Here is a 17,103-nt window from a genome sequence, read left to right on the forward strand (position 1 = left end):
CCTGCCATGACCGTCGACAAGATTGCATCCATCCGTGCTCGTGTTCAGGGACTGCTCGAAGAGCGCGGCGACAGGCAGCCGCTTCTGGATACGGATTCGCTCTTCTTCAGCGGACGGCTGGATTCGCTCGCGGCCACGCATCTGATGATGCTGCTCGAGGAGACTTTCGGGATCGATCTGGCTGCTGCCGATTTCGACGTGACCCGTCTCGACAGTCTCGCCGAGATCGAAGCCTTTGTCAGCGAGACGCAAGGATAAGGCTTCACGGCGGATCAGATTTCCCGGCAATCCACGTCGTCGTGTCGTGTCAGGACGGCGCTCTGCATAGGTCCGGTCCGTCCTCAAGGAAGTGCTTGTATCGATCTCCGCAGTGGCCTAGTAAATATTTTCCTGAGGTTTACTGGTTTCCTTGGGAAACAGGTGGAGGAGGGACAGGCCGCCGTGGTGACGATCAAGGAAATCGCGAAGGCCGTCGGCGTTTCGTCGGGGACCGTCTCCCGTGTCTTGAACTACGACCAGACGCTGTCGGTCTCCGAGGCCAAGCGGCAGGCGATCATCGAAACGGCCGAAGCGCTGAACTATGCGACGCCACGCGCGCGCAAGAGCGCTCATCTTCCTCCGCTCAATATTCCGATGGCCAGCCATGCGGACGTGTCGGCGCATGTCGCCATCGTTCACTTCCTGGCGCCGCAGGAGGAGCTGGTCGATCCCTATTATGTCGGTGTGCGGCTCGGCATCGAGGCCCGCTGCCGCGAGTACAAGATCGAGATCGCACGGGTGTTCAATCCCGATGTGCCCGTCGATCTTGCGCTGTTGACGGGTATCTCCGCAGCGATCGTCGTCGGGCATCACCCCAAGGCAGAGATCGAGGCGATGGCCAAGGTCTGTCCGCATCTGATCATGGCCGACTACAATCCGCGCATGCCGCAATTCGACTGCGTTCGCGCTGATCTGGGCGAGGCGACGACAACTATCCTCGACAGTCTGGAACAGGCGGGATATCGCCGGATCGGCTTTGTCGGCGGCTACGAGCTGATGGACAATGATGCGCTGATGCATGGGGAGCAGCGCTGCAAGGCCTTCATCGAATGGCACGAGGCGCGCGGGAGCTACCAGCCCGAGCTCATGGCGCTTGGGCAAAGCGAGCGCTTCGGCCAGAACCTCCGGCTTGAGACCGGCTACCAGCAGGCGAAATCGCTGCTCGCACTCGATACGCCCCCCGATGCCATCGTTGCGGCGAACGACAATATGGCGATCGGTACCTACAGGGCCATCCAGGAGGCCGGGATGTCCATACCGGATGATGTCGCTGTGGTGGCCTTCAACGACATTCCTGTTGCGCAGTTTCTCAACCCGCCGCTGTCGACCATGCGCATTCCCGGCGAGCTGATCGGCGAAGTGGCTGTCGACCTGCTTGTCGAGCGGCTGAACGGGCGCGACTATTCCAAGCACGTCACCCTGCCGACCGAAATGGTCTGGCGCGGCAGTGCGAGAAAGCCTGTGCGCACTTAAGTCTTCGTGGAAAGGTTGTGAGATCCTCGTGACTTACCGCAGCGCACAAAATATTTAGTAAAAATTTTCTTGGCTGTCTTCCGATTTTCAGGAATAGTGACCGTGAGGCAGGGGATGGAGCTGCCGCGTTCAACGACACAATGGGAGGAAGACATGGATTATTCTCGCGCATTCAAGCGCTCGATTTCGGCCACCGTCGCCGGCGCAGCACTTCTCTGCAGCACCGCCGCCTTTGCCGGCGAAGTCACCATCTGGTGCTGGGACCCGAACTTCAACGTCGCAATCATGAAGGAAGCGGCGGCGCGCTATACCGCGAAGAACCCCGACACGACCTTCAATATCGTCGACTTCGCCAAGGCCGATGTCGAGCAGAAGCTGCAGACGGGTCTGGCTTCCGGCATGACTGACACGCTGCCGGATATCGTGCTGATTGAGGACTACGGCGCGCAGAAATATCTGCAGTCCTTCCCCGGCTCCTTTGCCGCCCTGACTGACAAGATCGACTATTCCGGCTTTGCCAAATACAAGGTCGACCTGATGACGCTCGAAGGTCAGGTCTACGGCGTTCCCTTCGATTCCGGCGTGACCGGCCTTTACTATCGCACTGATTATCTTGAGCAGGCCGGCTACAAGGCCTCCGATATGGAGAACCTGACCTGGGACCGCTTCATCGAGATCGGCAAGGACGTGAAGGCCAAGACCGGCCATGAGATGATGGCGCTCGACTCGAATGACGGCGGCCTGATCCGCATCATGATGCAGTCCGGCGGCCAGTGGTATTTCAACGAGGACGGCAGCCTCAACATCACCGGCAATGCTGCGCTGAAGGCCGCACTCGAAACCCAGGCCCGCATCGTCAACGAAGGCGTTGCCAAGCCAACCAGCGGCTGGAATGACGGCATCAGCGCTCTGACTTCGGGCGATGTGGCCTCGGTTCTGATGGGCGTCTGGATTACCGGCACCGTCAAGTCGCAGGCCGACCAGGCCGGCAAGTGGGCGCTGACCGCGATCCCGAAGCTCAATATCGAGGGTGCGACGGCTGCGTCGAACCTTGGCGGTTCGAGCTGGTATGTGCTGGAAGCCTCCGCCGAGAAGGATGAGGCGATCGACTTCCTCAATGAGATCTATGCCAAGGACCTCGATTTCTACCAGAAGATCCTGACCGAACGTGGCGCCGTGGGCTCGCTGCTCGCTGCCCGCGCCGGTGAAGCCTATCAAAAGCCCGACGAGTTCTTCGGCGGCCAGACGGTCTGGCAGAACTTTGCCGATTGGCTCGTGCAGGTACCTGCCGTCAACTACGGCATTTTCACCAACGAGCTCGATACGGCTGTCACGGCCAATTTCCCGGCGCTCTTGAAGGGCACACCGGTGGATGAGGTCTTGAAGGCGATCGAAGACCAGGCTGCCACTCAGATCCAGTAAACCCATCCCACAGGGGCCCGGCCGTCGCGCTGAGCCCCTGTCCTCCCGGAGACGTGCGGCGGAAACGCCGCGCGGCTTCCCTTCGCATAACAAGGTTCAGTGACCACTGATCGGGTTCGGGGATAACCGCATGGCCACCACATCCAGATCCAGCTTGAAGCGCTATTACGACGTCAACGGATGGCTGTTCGTGGCGCCCGCCATCGCGCTGATCTCGCTCTTCATGCTCTATCCGATTGCCCGCTCGCTCGTTCTCTCCCTGTATTCGGGACGCGGAATGATGCTGAAGTTCTCAGGCACGGGTAACCTCGTGCGTCTCTGGAACGATCCCGTCTTCTGGCAGGCACTGCAAAACACCGTCATTTTGTTCATCATTCAGGTGCCGATCATGATCACCATGGCACTGATCCTGGCGGCCATGCTGAACAATCCGAAACTGCGCTTTTCCGGCCTCTTCCGGACGATGATCTTCCTGCCCTGTGTTGCCTCGCTGGTGGCCTATTCCATCCTGTTCAAGAGCATGTTTTCGCTCGACGGCGTGGTGAACAACACGCTGCTGGCGATCGGCATCATCGGCGAGCCGATCGGCTGGCTAACGGACCCCTTCTGGGCCAAGGTGCTGATCATCATCGCCATTACCTGGCGCTGGACCGGCTACAACATGATTTTCTATCTGGCGGCGCTGCAGAATATCGATCGCTCGATCTATGAGGCGGCGAAGATCGACGGCGTGCCGTCCTGGGGGCGTTTCGCCTTCCTGACCATTCCGATGTTGAAGCCGGTGATCCTGTTCACCACGATCACCTCGACGATTGGCACGCTACAGCTCTTCGACGAGGTCTATAACTTCACCGAAGGCACGGGCGGGCCGGCGAATTCGACGCTGACCTTGTCACTCTACATCTACAATCTGACCTTCCGCTTCATGCCGAGCTTCGGTTATGCGGCAACCGTCTCCTATGTCATCGTGCTGATGGTGGCGGTTCTCTCCTTCCTGCAATTCTATGCCGCGAGGGAACGTCGATGATGACAACGCTTCGCCGCCGCCTGCCTGATATCGTGCAGTATGCCGTGCTGTCGCTTGCCGCCTTCCTCTCGATCTTTCCGTTCATCTGGATGGTGATCGGCGCGACCAATACGACAAGCCAGATCATCCGCGGGAAGGTTACCTTCGGCACGGCACTCTTCGACAACATCGCGTCCTTCTTCGCGCAGGTGGATGTGCCGCTGGTGTTCTGGAATTCGGTGAAGATCGCGCTTGTGGGAACGGCGCTCACGCTGCTCGTCTCGTCGCTTGCCGGCTATGGTTTCGAGATGTTCCGCTCGAAGCTCCGCGAGCGCGTCTATACCGTGATCCTGCTGACGCTGATGGTGCCGTTCGCGGCTCTGATGATCCCGCTCTTCATGCTGATGGGGCAGGCGGGGCTGCTGAATACCCATATCGCCATCATGCTGCCGATGATCGCGTCTGCCTTCATCATCTTCTATTTCCGCCAGGCCTCGAAAGCCTTTCCGACCGAGCTTCGCGATGCGGCCAAGGTCGACGGCCTGAAGGAATGGCAGATCTTCTTCTACATCTATGTGCCGGTGATGCGCTCCACCTATGCGGCGGCCTTCGTCATCGTCTTCATGCTGAACTGGAACAATTATCTCTGGCCGCTGATCGTGCTGCAGTCGAATGACACGAAGACGATCACGCTGGTCGTGTCCTCGCTCGCTTCCGCCTATTCGCCCGAATACGGCACCGTGATGATCGGCACGATCCTCGCCACCCTTCCCACACTTCTCGTCTTCTTCGCCATGCAACGACAATTCGTGCAGGGCATGCTCGGCTCCGTGAAATAGGACTTTGAAATGCGCATTATCGAGAACTTCAACCGGGACTGGACCTTCCTGGCCGGCTTCGAACTCGCCTTCGCCTCGGCCCGCCAGTCGGGCGAAAACGTCCAGCTTCCCCATACGGCGGTCGAGCTGCCCTATAATTATTTCGACGAGAAGAGCTATCAGAAGGCTTTTACATACCAGAAGGTGATCGCCTGGGATCCGCGTTTTGAGGGCCGCGAAGTCTCGCTGGTTTTCGACGGGGCCATGGCTGATAGCGTGGTCTATCTGAATGGTATTGAGATTACTGCCCACAAGGATGGCTACACGCCGTTCGAGGCCCGGCTGACGCCGCATCTGAAGGCTGGTAACAATCTGCTGACAGTGAAGATCGACGGCTCGGAAAACCCCGAGATCCCGCCTTTCGGCGGCGTGATCGACTATCTCACCTATGCCGGCATCTATCGCGACGTCTGGCTCAAGATTACCGCGCCGGTTTCGATCAAGAACGTCAAGATCGAGACGCCGGATGTTCTGGCCGAAGCCAAGCAGGTGACGGCGAAGGTCTGGATTTCCAATCCAACCGATCAGGCGCTTTCGGGCAAGGTCACGGCTGTTCTGAAAGATGGTGCAGGTCAGGAGATCGCGCGGACCGAGGCGACCGTATCAGGCGCAGAGGTCTCGCTCGGCTTTTCCGGGCTTCAGGGCGTCACGCTCTGGGATATCGACAATCCCGCTCTCTATCACCTCACGGTGACGCTGGAGACAGCAGCCGGTGCCGATGCCGTGACGAGCCGTTTCGGCTTCCGTTCGGCCGAATACACCATCGACGGCTTCAAGCTGAATGGACGCGTCGTCAAGCTGCGCGGTCTCAACCGTCACCAGGCCTGGCCGCATCTCGGCTATGCCATGGGCCGGCGTGGTCAGGAGAAGGATGCCGATATCCTGAAGTTCGATCTTGCCTGCAACATCGCCCGGACCTCGCACTACCCGCAGTCGAAATACTTCCTCGACCGTTGCGACGAGATCGGCCTGCTGGTCTTCGAAGAGATCCCCGGCTGGCAGCATATCGGCGGCGATAGCTGGAAGGCGGAGAGCGTTCAGAACGTCCGCCGCATGATCGAGCGCGACTGGAACCATCCCTCGATCATCATCTGGGGCGTGCGCATCAACGAAAGCCAGGACGCCCATGACTTCTATATCGAGACGAATGCCATGGCGCGTTCGCTCGACACCACCCGCCAGACGGGCGGCGTGCGCTACATCACCGAGAGCGAGCTGCTCGAAGACGTCTACACGATGAACGACTTCATTCTCGGCATGGAGGAAATGCCGGGGCACAATCGCGAGCGGCTGGTGCTGCGCGAGCAGCGCGAGGTGACAGGGCTCGACCGCAAGGTGCCCTACATGATCACCGAATATGGCGGTCACATGTATCCCACCAAGCGCTTCGACCAGGAACAGCGGCAGGCTGAACATGTCGGCCGGCATCTGGCGATCCTCAATGCTGCTGCGGGCGACCCGTCGATATCAGGCTCCACCGGCTGGTGCATGTTCGACTACAACACCCACAAGGATTTCGGCTCCGGCGACCGCATCTGCTATCACGGCGTCACCGACATGTATCGCGAGCCGAAATTCGCCGGTTACGCCTATGCCTCGCAGGGCGATCCAAAGGATGGCGTGGTCTTGCAGCCGGTCAGCTTCTGGGCGCGTGGTGAGCGCAATATCGGCGGCGTGCTGCCGCTGATCGTGCTCACCAATTGCGACTATGTCGAAATCCGCATGGGCCAGATCGTCAAGCGGATCGAACCCGATACCAAGACCTATCCGCATCTGCCGCATCCGCCCTGCATTCTCGACCACAGCATGGTGACGCCGGAGGAATTCGGCGAATGGGGCATGACCTGGCGGGATGGCGAACTCGTCGGCTTTATCAACGGCGAGGAAGTGGTTCGCCGCCATCTGCCGGCCGATCCGCTTCCGACGACACTCGATATCGCGGCCGACGACACAGAGCTCAGGGCTGGCGAGAAGGACACGGTTCGCGTGATGCTGCGGGCGCTCGACCAGGGCGGCAATGTCTTGGGCTTCTTCGACGATCCGGTCGAGGTCAGCTTGCAAGGCCCGGGCCGTATTGTCGGCCCCTCGCTTCTGTCCTTCAAGGGTGGCGCGGTGGGCGTCTATGTCGAAGCCGGAAACGAAGCCGGTCACTTGACGCTATCTGCGACTTGCCGTCCCTTCGGGACCAAGCGCATCACCTTCAACGTCACCTGAGCGAGGCTTAAATGGCAGAGGTCCGGCTCACCGATATTCGCAAGTCCTATGGGCAGCTCGAAGTCATCAAAGGGGTGAACCTTGAGGTGCGCTCCGGGGAATTCGTCGTCTTCGTCGGTCCCTCCGGCTGCGGCAAGTCCACGCTGCTCCGGATGATCGCAGGGCTTGAGGATATCTCCTCCGGAGAGCTTACGATCGGCGGCAGCGTGATGAACGATGTCGATCCGTCCAAGCGTGGCATTGCCATGGTGTTCCAGACCTATGCGCTCTACCCGCATATGACGGTGCGCGAGAACATGGGCTTTGCGCTGCGCTTTGCCGGCATGGCGAAGGACGAGATCGAGCGCCGCGTCAATGCGGCGGCGAAGATCCTCGAACTCGACGCGCTGATGGACCGCAAGCCGAAGGCCCTGTCCGGCGGTCAGCGCCAGCGTGTTGCCATCGGTCGCGCCATCGTGCGTCAGCCGGACGTTTTCCTGTTCGACGAGCCGCTGTCGAACCTCGACGCGGAGCTGCGCGTGCATATGCGCGTCGAGATCGCCCGGCTGCACAAGGAGCTGAACGCCACCATCGTCTATGTCACGCATGACCAGGTCGAGGCGATGACGCTGGCCGACAAGATCGTCGTTATGCGCGGCGGGATCGTCGAGCAGGTCGGTGCGCCGCTGGCGCTTTATGATGACCCCGACAACATGTTCGTCGCCGGCTTTATCGGCTCGCCGCGGATGAACTTCCTGCCGGGGGTGGTGGTCGGCCAAGCGGAGGCTGGACAGGTGACGGTGGCGCTCACGGCGCGACCCGACACGCAGCTGACGGTTTCCTGCGCGGCCCCGCCGAAGGTCGGCGATGCCGTGACGGTCGGGGTGAGACCGGAACACTTTTTGCCTGATGGCAGCGGCGATACGCAGCTGACGGCGCATGTCGATGTGGTCGAGCATCTCGGCAATACCAGCTATGTCTATGCCCATACGATGCCCGGCGAGCAGATCATCTTAGAGCAGGAAGAACGCCGTCAGGGTGGCCGGCTGGGTGATGAAATCACGGTCGGGCTTGCTGCGAAGACCAGCTTTCTCTTCGATACCTCGGGGCGGCGTATTCGCTAGACGAAAGGCCCGGATCGATAAGGCCAAAAGGCGTGTGGAGGCACGCTTTTCCCTTTCGCACAGATGCTTGCCGCGTTAGGCTCAGACCCATGAAAAAGGTCTTCAATCCTCTCTCCGTCCGCCGTCCCTTCGGGCATTACAATCACGGTCTGCTCGTGCCGCCGGGCGCGAGCCTTCTGGTCACCTCCGGCCAGCTCGGCATCCGCCCCGATGACACGATCCCACCGGATTTCACCGGCCAGGCTGAGCTTTGCTTCGAGGCGATCAAAGCCATTCTGGAAGAGGCCGAGATGACGTTCGCGGATGTGATCCGGATCTCCGGCTTTGTGACGCGGCGTGAGGATTTTCCTGACTATATGTCGGTGCGCGATCGCTACACGCTCGATCCGAAACCGGTGTCGACGCTGCTGGTGGTGGGTGGCTTCACGCGGCCGGAGTTTCTGGTCGAAGTCGAGGTGACGGCGGCCAAGGTGGTCTGACCGCCAGCCTTTCTCTCAGAAATTTTCCATCTCGCGGCGCACCTTGGCCATGAAGGCGGCACGGGTTTCTTCCGTGCAGTTGTTCATGTCGTAATGGGCAAGATACTTCACCGGGGCACCGATCTTGATCTGGGCGCGGATGACGCGCTTGACGATCTTCTTCGGTGGATTGCCGGCGAGGAAGGCGCGCATTGGGGTGGCGCCATAGGTCATGACGGCGGCGAGTTTTTTGATGTGGCGGAGCGTCGGGGTGAGCTTGCCGTCCACCAGGTCGAAGGAGACGCCGGGCAGCCAGACGCGATCGAAATAGCCCTTCAGCATAGCCGGGAAGCCGAAGTTCCAGACTGGCGTCACGATAACAAGTGCTTCGGCTCTTTTCAGGCGGTCGACATAGGGTTGTACCAGCGAGAGGTTGTCCGGGATGTCGTGATAGACGCGGCGGTCATGGGCAGAAAGGACAGGGTCGAAACCCTCTTCGTAGAGATTGCAGCCGTCGACCTCGTGGCCGGCCTTTTCCAGGCTCTCGCAGGTGAGCTTATAAAGGGCTCGACCGAAGCTTTCATCGAGGGGGTGGGAGTGAAGGACGAGTACGCGCATTTCAAAAGCTCCAAGTCGTTGCCCGCCGCTTTCGCAGTCGGGGTCCAGTTGAAAACTTCCGCGCCGTTTGTCCCAGCATCCCTGTCCTTCGCCGCCTGATGCCGAGGGATGGGGGATGCCATGTCAGGTGTTGCATGGGCCGGACTGATCCGGCCGGGAGTACCTTCGGAATAAGCTCGTTCCGGCGGTTATCCGTTGCGGCTCCGGAACGGGAAGCCGCAACGCATCTGATGTGCCTTATGAGGCTTCGGAAAACACCTCCAGGCCCGGGAACAGGTAGTTCTTGCCGGCGGAGAAATCGAAATCAGGGTTCTCCCAGGCAATCATCTTGCCGGGGTTGAGCAGGCCCTTCGGATCGGTTTCTTTCTTGAAGGCGAGCTGGACCTGGTCGGTCTGCTTCATGCCGCCTTCCTCCAGCGTGTAGCGGTGCGGGTTGAAGATAGGGCAGCCGTTTTCCTCGTGGATGCGGATGATCTCCTCCAGTCGCTCCTTTGTCGTGTAGCGCACCAGCGGCAGGCCGGCGCACTGGATCTGGCCATCGAACTTGATGAATTCGAGATGGCCGATGACCTCGTCGGGGAAGAGCTCGGTCATGACACGGACCTTCTCGACATGATCGGGGCCTGGATACTGGACCTGGAGATAGGTGATGTTGGTATCGAGCTTCAGCGCCCGCAGCGTCGTGTGGTTCCAGGTCAGCTCATAGGCATGCGGGATGCCCTTCATGCTTTCGACCGTGTCGGAGCGGAAGCGCACATCGCCCTTCATCCGCTCAGCGAGCGCCAGGAAGGGTTCCATCGAATGCGGCGCGACCATCAGCACGACCACTGACTGGCCTTCCTTCAGCCAGGGCTTATGGCGGGTGAAGTAGTCGAATGGAATGGGGGCTGCGATCGGGGCGACTTCCTTCAGGAGGATGCCGTTCTTATGGGCGAGCGCATCGGCGAATTTTACCGCATCCATGAACTCTTCAAAGCCGACGATGACATCGACCCAGTCGTAAGCCGGTGCCAGCGGCATCTCGACTTCGGTGATGATGCCGTTCGTGCCATAGGCATGTGAGACCTTCTGCAGATCCCAAGCGGAGAGTTCGAGCACGCGGGGCTCGGCTTCCATGGTGACGACGCGCAGGCGCAGGATATTGCCGAGGTCGCGCAAGCCGCCCCAGGTGATCGAGCCGACGCCGCCGGAGCCACCAGCGATGAAGCCGGCGACGCTCGCGGTCTGCTTGGTCGAGGGATGGAAGCGCAGTTCCTGGCCGGAGTGTTCCTTGGTCTGGCGGTCGAGTTCGGCGATGATGATGCCGGGCTCGCAGATGACGCGACCGGGCAGGATCTCCTTCACCTTATTCATATTGATGAGGTTCAGAACAATGCCGCCGGACAAGGGCATGGCCTGGCCATAATTGCCGGTGCCGCCGCCGCGCGGGGTGATGGGAACGCCATGGGCATAGGCGACCTTAAGCGTTCGGATGACCTCTTCTTCCGCCGTCGGGGAGACAACGAGGTCACCGACGACATTGTCGAGTTCTTCCTTCAGGATCGGCGAATACCAGTAGAAATCGCGGCTCTTCTGTTTGACCAGCGCCGGATTGTCCTCGACGGCGATGCCTTCCAGCTCTTCGATGATTTTGGCGTAGTCGGCCATGTCTATGCTCCAAGCAACGGGTCAAGTTCGCGGTAATCCGGCAGGCTGTGGTCGATGCCCATGCCATTCCGCATCACGATGCGGTCGGCCTGCGGACGGGAAAGGAATTCGCTCCAGCGGCGGGCACTGAAGAGGACAAGATCGGCTTTGCCGCCGACGGCGATGCGGCCATGGTCGGAGCGCTTGAGGATATCGGCGGGGGTGCGGGTGACGAAGCGGGCTGCGGTGTCCAGCGGATGGTCGAGATGGATGATGCGCACCGCCTCGCGGAAGACTTCGACGGGATCGAGATCGCCATAGGCATAGAAGGGGTCGCGGGTGTTGTCGGAGGAGACGGCGGTGGCGACCCCGGCTGCTGACAATTCGTGGAAGAGGGTGACGCCGCGCTGGCGGGGCGTGCGGCCCGGGTGACGGTCCTGCAGATACATGTTGCACATCGGCAGCGAGACAACCGAGAGGCCGGCCTCCGCCACCAGATCGATGGTGCGTTTCGCCATGTCCTCGTCCTGCCGGGCGAGCGAGCAGCAATGGCCGACGGTGACTGCGCCCTCAAAACCGTTGCGGATCTTGGCTTCCGCGATCGTCTTCAGCGTCAGGGTTTCCTTGTCCTGCGTCTCGTCGACATGCAGGTCGATGTCGAGGCCGTTTTCGGAGGCGGTGCGGAAGAGGATGTCGAGCTTCTCATCGAGCCCCGGCATCAGATAGGTGACGCCGCCGAGCAGGCCTTTGTTGGCGACGATGACCTCGACCAGATCCTTTAAGAAGGCTTCGTCGGTGATCTGGTCGAAGGGGAAAAGGGCGGCAGCCTGCAGGTCGATCTTGCCGGCCCAGGCGTCACGGACTTCGGCGAAGACCTCGAAAGAGATGCGGTGCTGGGGCGCCAGGCTATCGAGATGGGTGCGGATCAGGCTGGTCCCATGGACGTAAGCCGTGCGCAGGGAGAATTCCATCCGGGCTTTGACGTCTTCAGCCGTCCAGCGGGCCTCACGATCGGTCTTCACGGCCTCTAGCGCGCCCATGAAATCGCCTGAGGGGTTCGGCCTGCGGTCCCAGATATGGCCCTTGTCGAGATGGGTGTGCATGTCGGTGAAGGTCGGCCAGATCATGCCGTGGCGGAGATCCGTCGACGGCAGGCCTGATGGGGCGGTGCCGGGTTTCAGGATCGCTTCGACCTTGCCCTCGGCCACAACGATGTCGGCGCTGATCAGGCCCTCGCAGGCGGGCGCCTCGACGCCGTCGACGCAGATTTCGGGCAGCGTCGCATTGGCAAGGACGAAGCGCTTGGCGGCGGGCAGATTGGCAATCGGGCTCGACATCAGTTTTCTCGTTTCAGGCTGCTCTCGTGCCAGCGATGCAGCGCCAGCCAGGAAATGAACGAGGTAATGGCGAAGATCACCACACCGAGGCAGGAAAGCAGGAAGAGGGCGGCAAACAGGCGCGGAATGTTCAGACGGAACTGGGCCTCGAGCAGGCGGAAGGCAAGGCCCGATCCGGCGCCCGCCGAGCCGGCGGCAAATTCTGCGACGACGGCAGCAATCAGGGCGAGGCCGCCACCGATGCGCAGGCCCGTCATGAAATAGGGAAGCGAGGCCGGGAGCTTCAGATAGAGGAGGGTCTGCCAGCGCGAGGCGCCGTAGAGGTCGAAGAGATTGAGCAGGTTATGATCGACGCTCTTCAGGCCCTGGACCATGTTCGACAGGATCGGGAAGAAGGCGACGAGGAAGGCGCAGATCAGCAGCGCCACTTGCGTCGAGGGGGAATAGATCAGGATCAGCGGGGCGATCGCGACGATCGGGGTCACCTGCAGGATGACGGTGATCGGGTAGAAGGCGATCTCGATCCATTTCGACTGGACGAGGGCAACGGCGATGCCGACGCCGCCCAACAGCGCTAGCCCAAGCGACATCAGGGTGATCTTGGTGGTGACCCAGAGGGCTGGCGACAGCGTGCCCCAGTCCTTGAACAGGGCGCCGGCAACCGCGATCGGGCCGGGCAGGATGTATTGCGGCACACCGGAGACCCAGACGCCGACCTGCCAAACGATGATCAGCAGGCAGACGACGAGGATGGGAACGAAGATCTTGAGCAGGGTTTCGGCTGGTCCGGTCATCAGTGATGCTCCCCACCCATGGCTTCGATCAGTGTCTTGGAGACGGTTTCACATGCCTGGCGATATTCCTCGGACGTCCGGTAGAAGGCGTCGCGGTCGAGGCTGGTCTGCAGTGGGAAGTCGGCATGCACGCGGCCTGGCCTTGCCTTCATCACCACAATGCGGCTCGAGAGGTAAGCGCTTTCGAAGACGGAGTGGGTGACGAAGATTACCGTGATGCCGCTCTCCTTCCAGAGGGCTAGCACATCGTCGTTCAGCTTCTGGCGGGTGATTTCGTCTAGGGCCGCGAAGGGCTCGTCCATCAAAAGCAGTTTCGGCTTGGTGACCAGCGCGCGGGCGATCGAGACGCGCATCTTCATGCCGCCGGAGAGTTCGCGCGGATAGGCGTCGACGAAATCCTTGAGGCCGACGCGGTCGAGGGCTGCGAGGATGTCGGCCTTCGCCGCAGACTTGGAGATGCCTCGGAGCTTGAGCGGAAGGTAGACATTGCCGAAGACGGTCGCCCAGGGCATCAGCGTCGGTTCCTGGAAGACGAAGGATATGTCGCCGTCGGGCAGGCCCTTGGAGTTGATGCGGGAGCTTGGCCAGTCGATGGTGCCGGTTGTGACGTCACCGAGGCCGGCGATGATGCGCAGTGCCGTCGACTTGCCGCAGCCGGAGGGGCCGAGCAGCGAGACGAACTCGCCGCCGTTGACGGTGAGCGACATGTCCGTGAGTGCGACCGTGCCGCTGGAAAAGACCTTGGACACGTCCTTCATCACCACGAGCGCCCGGCGCTGTTCGGGAGGGGGCGGGGTGATGGGGTCTTCGGTGGCTGGCAAACTGGTCATTCTGTCTCGCGTTACATCCGCGTTGCATTCTGGTGTTGCGGCAGTGGTGGTGTTGCGAGGTGGGTTACCCCCCTCTGTCCTGCCGGACATCTCCCCCTCAAGGGGGGAGATCGGATTGCGGCTTATGCTTTACCTTCCCCTCGAGGGGGAGGGTCGGCACGCAGTGCCGGGGTGGGGTGATGTCAGCGGATACGGCCGATCACACCCACCCGCAGCTTCGCTGCGACCTCCCCCCTCAAGGGGGAGGTGGAGATTACTTCTTCAGCCCCATGCCCACGCCCTTGCAGACGAACTGGGTGGTGTAGGCCTTCTTGTAGTCGAGGTCTGCCGGCTGGACGCCGATCTGGACCATGGCGTCGAAGAAGGCCTTGTACTTCTCGTCGGTCATGCAGCCGATGCCCTTTTCCAGCGCTTCGGCGGATTCGACGATGCCATATTCCTTCATCTTGGCGATCGAATACTCGATCTGACCATCCGTCATTTCCGGATTGTCCTTCTTGATGAGGTCGTTGGCGGCCTTGTTGTCGCCGTAGAGGTAGTTGTACCAGCCTTCAGCCGAGGCATCGACGAAGCGCTGGACGAGATCGGGCTTGCTTTCGACCATGGTCGTCGTGGTCGTGATCATCGTCGAATAGGGATTGTAGCCGTTGTCGGCGAGAAGGAAGACCTTCGGTGCCCAGCCGGCCTGCTTCTCGATCTCATAGGGTTCCGACGTCAGGTAACCCTGCTGCGCGGACTTCGGGTCGGCGATGAAGGGGGCGGGGTTGAAGGTATAGGGCTTGTACTTCTCGTCGGTGAAGCCCTCGAAGTTCTTCTTCATCCACTCATAATAGGTGACGTAGCCGTCCTTGCCCATGAAGATGCTATCGAGCTTGGCGAGGTCGGCAAACTTCTCGATGCCCTGATCGGGATGGGCGAGCAGGACCTGTGGGTCCTTCTGGAAGATGGCTGCGACGTCGATGAGCGGGATGCCTTCCTTGACGGCATCCATTTCGCCGAGCGGGCTGCCCATGTAGAAATCAACCTTGCCGGCGATCAGCAGTGCGCGGTTCGCAGCCTGCGGGCCGCCCTGGATCACGGTGACCTTCAGGCCGTATTTTTCATAGGTGCCGTCGGCCACGGCCTGGTAGAAGCCGCCATGTTCGGCCTGGGCCAGCCAGTTGGTGCCGTAGGTGACCTCGTCCAGAGCGAAGGCAGTCGTGGTCGAGGCCAGCGCGGCGCTGAGGCCGAAAAGGGCGAGAAGGCTTGTCTTGGTGAGCGTGTCGCGCATTGATCGTTCCCCTGTTCGTTGCAGGACCCGTTTTCGGGCTCCCTTTTCAGTCATTTGATCGGTCCGATTGCGTCTTGAAAAGCATCAAATTTCGCCCGCATCGATGCTTTTTTTGCACTGCTCACGAGATTGATGCATAGTGATGCGGCATGACTAATTTTTACGCAGCGGAGGCCTCGTGCTGCACTCCAGAAAGCTCATCTACATCAACGAAATCGTCCGTTGTGGCTCTATCCGGAAGGCAGCCCAGCGCCTCAATGTCGCATCATCTGCGGTCAACCGCCAGATCCTGGCGCTGGAGGAAGAACTCGGGGCGCCACTCTTCGAGCGTTTGCCGAAAGGGCTCAGGCTGACGGCCGCTGGTGAGCTCTGTGTCGAGCACATCCGCGATGTGCTGAAGAACTACGAGCGGCTTGAGGGTCGGATCCGCGGCTTGAAGACGCCGCATGCCGGCAAGGTGTCGCTGGTGACGACGGTCGGGCTTGCCTCCGGGCCGCTGCCGGAAATCCTTGCCGGTTTCGTCGCCGAGCATCCCCGCATCCAGATCAAGCTGCGCAATGATGGGGGCTCAACGACGATCAATCCCGTGCTGACCGGCGAGGTCGATCTCGGTCTCGGCTTCAACATCCCGGCGACCCCCGGTATCCGCACGCTTGCGAATGTCGATGTGCCCGTGGGCGTCGTGTTGCCGCCCGGGCATCGGCTGGCGCGTGAGGAGGGGCCGATAGACCTCGTCGAGGTGGTGCAGGAGCCCTTGATCCTGGCACAATCGGGCACCAGCCTGCGCAACATCATCGATCTCGCGCTGGCTCCGCTGCCGCTGCTTGTCGAGCCTGTTGTCGAGACAAACTCCTCGGAACTGATGAAGCAGCTGGTCAAGGCAGGCACAGGGCTTACCATGCTCAATCCGCTCGACGCCGTCGCCGAATGCCGACGCGGCGAGCTGATCTTCCGGCCTCTGACCGAGGCGCATGTCCGCCATCAGCCGATGAAGCTTTTTGCCCGTGCAAGGGCGCCGCTCGACTCCGCGACCAGCCTTTTCGTCGAATACCTGATGCAGGAGCTTCTGGCGCTGGTTCAGGATCTCAAGGCGCGGGGACATATCCCCGAGACCATCCGAGGTCAGAGCTGAGGGGGCGAGTGTCCGATCAGCCGGGCGTGTAGAGGTTCGAGAGCGGATAAGCCATGACGTCGCGCAAGAGTTCGATGAAGCCCGCGACCTGATGGCGGCAGATCGCGGCACCCTTTTCGGCAGTGCCCTTCGAGGCGTCGCCGACCACGCCGTGCGGGTTCAGGTCATGGGCGATCCAGGCGAGCGAATGGGGTGGAAGCGGGGTGAGGAATTTCGAGCTGGCCCGCATCTCCTCGGCTTTCGAGATAAAGTTCTGTGCCTTGTCCATTCGGACGAGCTCGGGGCGAAAGTGCAGCATCAGCGATGTCTCGACTTCACCGCCATGGATGCCGTAGCGGCTCTCATGCTCGGAGATCATGCCCTCCGGGTTTCCGAAGCGGCCCCATTGGGTCGAGACGACGACCATCTGGTGTCGGACTCGCAGTTCGCGGCCGACAATGCTCATGACGTCGACATTGCCGCCATGGGAATTGACGATGACGAGCTTGCGAATGCCGGCTTCTGCCACCTTCGCGCCGATGGCCGTCCAGGCCGGGATCAGGATCTCCGGGCCGAAGGACAGGCTGCCGGCCCCGTACACATGCTCGTTGGCCTTGCCGATTTCCTGGGTGGGAAGAACGAGGAAGTCGAGATCATCGGGGCGCTGGGTATGCAATTCCGCCAGCATGCCGTTTGCGATGGCCACGTCGGTGGCAATGGGCAGGTGGGGTCCGTGCTGCTCGGTCGAGGCGATCGGCAGGATGGCGATCGTCGTATCCGGCGAAAGCCCTGCAAAATCCGTCGTCGTCAGTTCGTTCCAGAAAAAAGGTCTGGTCATTGCCGTCTGCCTCTGCGTCTCTGTTCACCTCGTTCGATAAGGCAAAATCGTGGGGTCCGAAAAGCATCATATTCCGCTCGCGCCGA

General features: G+C 60.9%; 16 protein-coding genes. 9 read left to right on the plus strand and 7 right to left on the minus strand.

Annotation, left to right across the window (positions count from 1 at the left end; genetic code table 11):
- Window positions 1-6: 6 nt before the first annotated feature.
- The 8 genes from SJY08_RS21715 to SJY08_RS21750 all read left to right on the plus strand — a co-directional run bounded on the left by SJY08_RS21715 (window position 7) and on the right by SJY08_RS21750 (window position 8,614).
- A complete protein-coding gene (locus SJY08_RS21715) occupies window positions 7-258 on the plus strand; it encodes an acyl carrier protein (protein WP_054149523.1) in 252 nt (83 codons plus the stop codon).
- A 183-nt stretch (window positions 259-441) separates the two neighbouring features.
- Complete coding sequence (locus tag SJY08_RS21720; protein ID WP_054149585.1) at window positions 442-1,512, plus strand: LacI family DNA-binding transcriptional regulator; 1,071 nt, start codon at window positions 442-444, stop codon at window positions 1,510-1,512.
- Window positions 1,513-1,665: 153 nt separating this feature from the next.
- Window positions 1,666-2,934, plus strand: coding sequence for an ABC transporter substrate-binding protein (locus SJY08_RS21725; protein WP_377278273.1), 1,269 nt, complete (start codon window positions 1,666-1,668; stop codon window positions 2,932-2,934).
- Window positions 2,935-3,064: 130 nt separating this feature from the next.
- Complete coding sequence (locus SJY08_RS21730) at window positions 3,065-3,961, plus strand: carbohydrate ABC transporter permease (RefSeq protein WP_377278275.1); 897 nt, start codon at window positions 3,065-3,067, stop codon at window positions 3,959-3,961.
- Window positions 3,958-4,779: a carbohydrate ABC transporter permease gene (locus SJY08_RS21735; RefSeq protein WP_082347585.1), complete on the plus strand. Its 822-nt coding sequence runs from the start codon at window positions 3,958-3,960 to the stop codon at window positions 4,777-4,779. Before SJY08_RS21730 ends, SJY08_RS21735 begins: the two co-directional genes overlap by 4 nt.
- Window positions 4,780-4,788: 9 nt before the next feature.
- Window positions 4,789-7,032 (plus strand): glycoside hydrolase family 2 protein, encoded by a 2,244-nt coding sequence (locus SJY08_RS21740; RefSeq protein WP_377278277.1) that lies wholly within the window; start codon window positions 4,789-4,791, stop codon window positions 7,030-7,032.
- Window positions 7,033-7,043: 11 nt separating this feature from the next.
- Window positions 7,044-8,135, plus strand: coding sequence for an ABC transporter ATP-binding protein (locus tag SJY08_RS21745; protein WP_377278279.1), 1,092 nt, complete (start codon window positions 7,044-7,046; stop codon window positions 8,133-8,135).
- An 89-nt stretch (window positions 8,136-8,224) separates the two neighbouring features.
- Window positions 8,225-8,614, plus strand: a complete 390-nt coding sequence (locus SJY08_RS21750; protein WP_377278281.1) for a RidA family protein — start codon at window positions 8,225-8,227, stop codon at window positions 8,612-8,614.
- Between the two features lie 15 nt (window positions 8,615-8,629).
- Here SJY08_RS21750 and SJY08_RS21755 read toward each other — a convergent pair whose 3' ends face one another.
- The 6 genes from SJY08_RS21755 to SJY08_RS21780 all read right to left on the minus strand — a co-directional run bounded on the left by SJY08_RS21755 (window position 8,630) and on the right by SJY08_RS21780 (window position 15,068).
- Window positions 8,630-9,211, minus strand: a complete 582-nt coding sequence (locus tag SJY08_RS21755) for an NAD(P)H-dependent oxidoreductase (RefSeq protein WP_069043028.1) — start codon at window positions 9,209-9,211, stop codon at window positions 8,630-8,632.
- A gap of 237 nt (window positions 9,212-9,448) precedes the next feature.
- A complete protein-coding gene (locus SJY08_RS21760; RefSeq protein ID WP_377278284.1) occupies window positions 9,449-10,858 on the minus strand; it encodes an FAD-binding oxidoreductase in 1,410 nt (469 codons plus the stop codon).
- A gap of 2 nt (window positions 10,859-10,860) precedes the next feature.
- Window positions 10,861-12,174 carry a cytosine deaminase gene (locus SJY08_RS21765; protein WP_377278286.1) on the minus strand — a complete coding sequence of 438 codons (1,314 nt, stop codon included), beginning with the start codon at window positions 12,172-12,174 and terminating at the stop codon, window positions 10,861-10,863.
- Window positions 12,174-12,968 (minus strand): ABC transporter permease, encoded by a 795-nt coding sequence (locus SJY08_RS21770; protein WP_054148550.1) that lies wholly within the window; start codon window positions 12,966-12,968, stop codon window positions 12,174-12,176. The genes SJY08_RS21765 and SJY08_RS21770 overlap by 1 nt, the downstream gene beginning before the upstream one ends.
- Window positions 12,968-13,798, minus strand: a complete 831-nt coding sequence (locus SJY08_RS21775) for an ABC transporter ATP-binding protein (protein ID WP_377278288.1) — start codon at window positions 13,796-13,798, stop codon at window positions 12,968-12,970. The genes SJY08_RS21770 and SJY08_RS21775 overlap by 1 nt, the downstream gene beginning before the upstream one ends.
- A gap of 253 nt (window positions 13,799-14,051) precedes the next feature.
- Window positions 14,052-15,068 (minus strand): ABC transporter substrate-binding protein, encoded by a 1,017-nt coding sequence (locus SJY08_RS21780; protein ID WP_153763074.1) that lies wholly within the window; start codon window positions 15,066-15,068, stop codon window positions 14,052-14,054.
- Window positions 15,069-15,246: 178 nt separating this feature from the next.
- Between SJY08_RS21780 and SJY08_RS21785 the strand changes: the two genes are divergently transcribed.
- Complete coding sequence (locus SJY08_RS21785) at window positions 15,247-16,200, plus strand: LysR family transcriptional regulator (protein ID WP_069043034.1); 954 nt, start codon at window positions 15,247-15,249, stop codon at window positions 16,198-16,200.
- 16 nt (window positions 16,201-16,216) lie between these two features.
- Here the strand turns inward: SJY08_RS21785 and SJY08_RS21790 are convergent, their stop codons facing one another.
- Entirely contained in the window at window positions 16,217-17,017 is an 801-nt protein-coding gene (locus SJY08_RS21790; protein ID WP_377278291.1) for a creatininase family protein, read from the minus strand.
- Window positions 17,018-17,103 lie beyond the last annotated feature (86 nt).

The sequence above is a fragment of the Rhizobium sp. R86522 genome, from assembly GCF_042466255.1.
Taxonomy (GTDB): domain Bacteria; phylum Pseudomonadota; class Alphaproteobacteria; order Rhizobiales; family Rhizobiaceae; genus Allorhizobium.

What these genes read in the sequence shown, in the direction of transcription:
- SJY08_RS21755 (WP_069043028.1), bottom strand. Translation starts at nt 9,211, where the DNA reads ATGCGCGTACTCGTCCTTCACTCCCACCCCCTCGATGAAAGCTTCGGT.
- SJY08_RS21780 (WP_153763074.1), bottom strand. Translation starts at nt 15,068, where the DNA reads ATGCGCGACACGCTCACCAAGACAAGCCTTCTCGCCCTTTTCGGCCTC.
- SJY08_RS21725 (WP_377278273.1), top strand. Translation starts at nt 1,666, where the DNA reads ATGGATTATTCTCGCGCATTCAAGCGCTCGATTTCGGCCACCGTCGCC.
- SJY08_RS21715 (WP_054149523.1), top strand. Translation starts at nt 7, where the DNA reads ATGACCGTCGACAAGATTGCATCCATCCGTGCTCGTGTTCAGGGACTG.
- SJY08_RS21730 (WP_377278275.1), top strand. Translation starts at nt 3,065, where the DNA reads ATGGCCACCACATCCAGATCCAGCTTGAAGCGCTATTACGACGTCAAC.
- SJY08_RS21770 (WP_054148550.1), bottom strand. Translation starts at nt 12,968, where the DNA reads ATGACCGGACCAGCCGAAACCCTGCTCAAGATCTTCGTTCCCATCCTC.
- SJY08_RS21765 (WP_377278286.1), bottom strand. Translation starts at nt 12,174, where the DNA reads ATGTCGAGCCCGATTGCCAATCTGCCCGCCGCCAAGCGCTTCGTCCTT.
- SJY08_RS21790 (WP_377278291.1), bottom strand. Translation starts at nt 17,017, where the DNA reads ATGACCAGACCTTTTTTCTGGAACGAACTGACGACGACGGATTTTGCA.
- SJY08_RS21745 (WP_377278279.1), top strand. Translation starts at nt 7,044, where the DNA reads ATGGCAGAGGTCCGGCTCACCGATATTCGCAAGTCCTATGGGCAGCTC.
- SJY08_RS21750 (WP_377278281.1), top strand. Translation starts at nt 8,225, where the DNA reads ATGAAAAAGGTCTTCAATCCTCTCTCCGTCCGCCGTCCCTTCGGGCAT.
- SJY08_RS21760 (WP_377278284.1), bottom strand. Translation starts at nt 10,858, where the DNA reads ATGGCCGACTACGCCAAAATCATCGAAGAGCTGGAAGGCATCGCCGTC.
- SJY08_RS21775 (WP_377278288.1), bottom strand. Translation starts at nt 13,798, where the DNA reads ATGACCAGTTTGCCAGCCACCGAAGACCCCATCACCCCGCCCCCTCCC.
- SJY08_RS21735 (WP_082347585.1), top strand. Translation starts at nt 3,958, where the DNA reads ATGATGACAACGCTTCGCCGCCGCCTGCCTGATATCGTGCAGTATGCC.
- SJY08_RS21740 (WP_377278277.1), top strand. Translation starts at nt 4,789, where the DNA reads ATGCGCATTATCGAGAACTTCAACCGGGACTGGACCTTCCTGGCCGGC.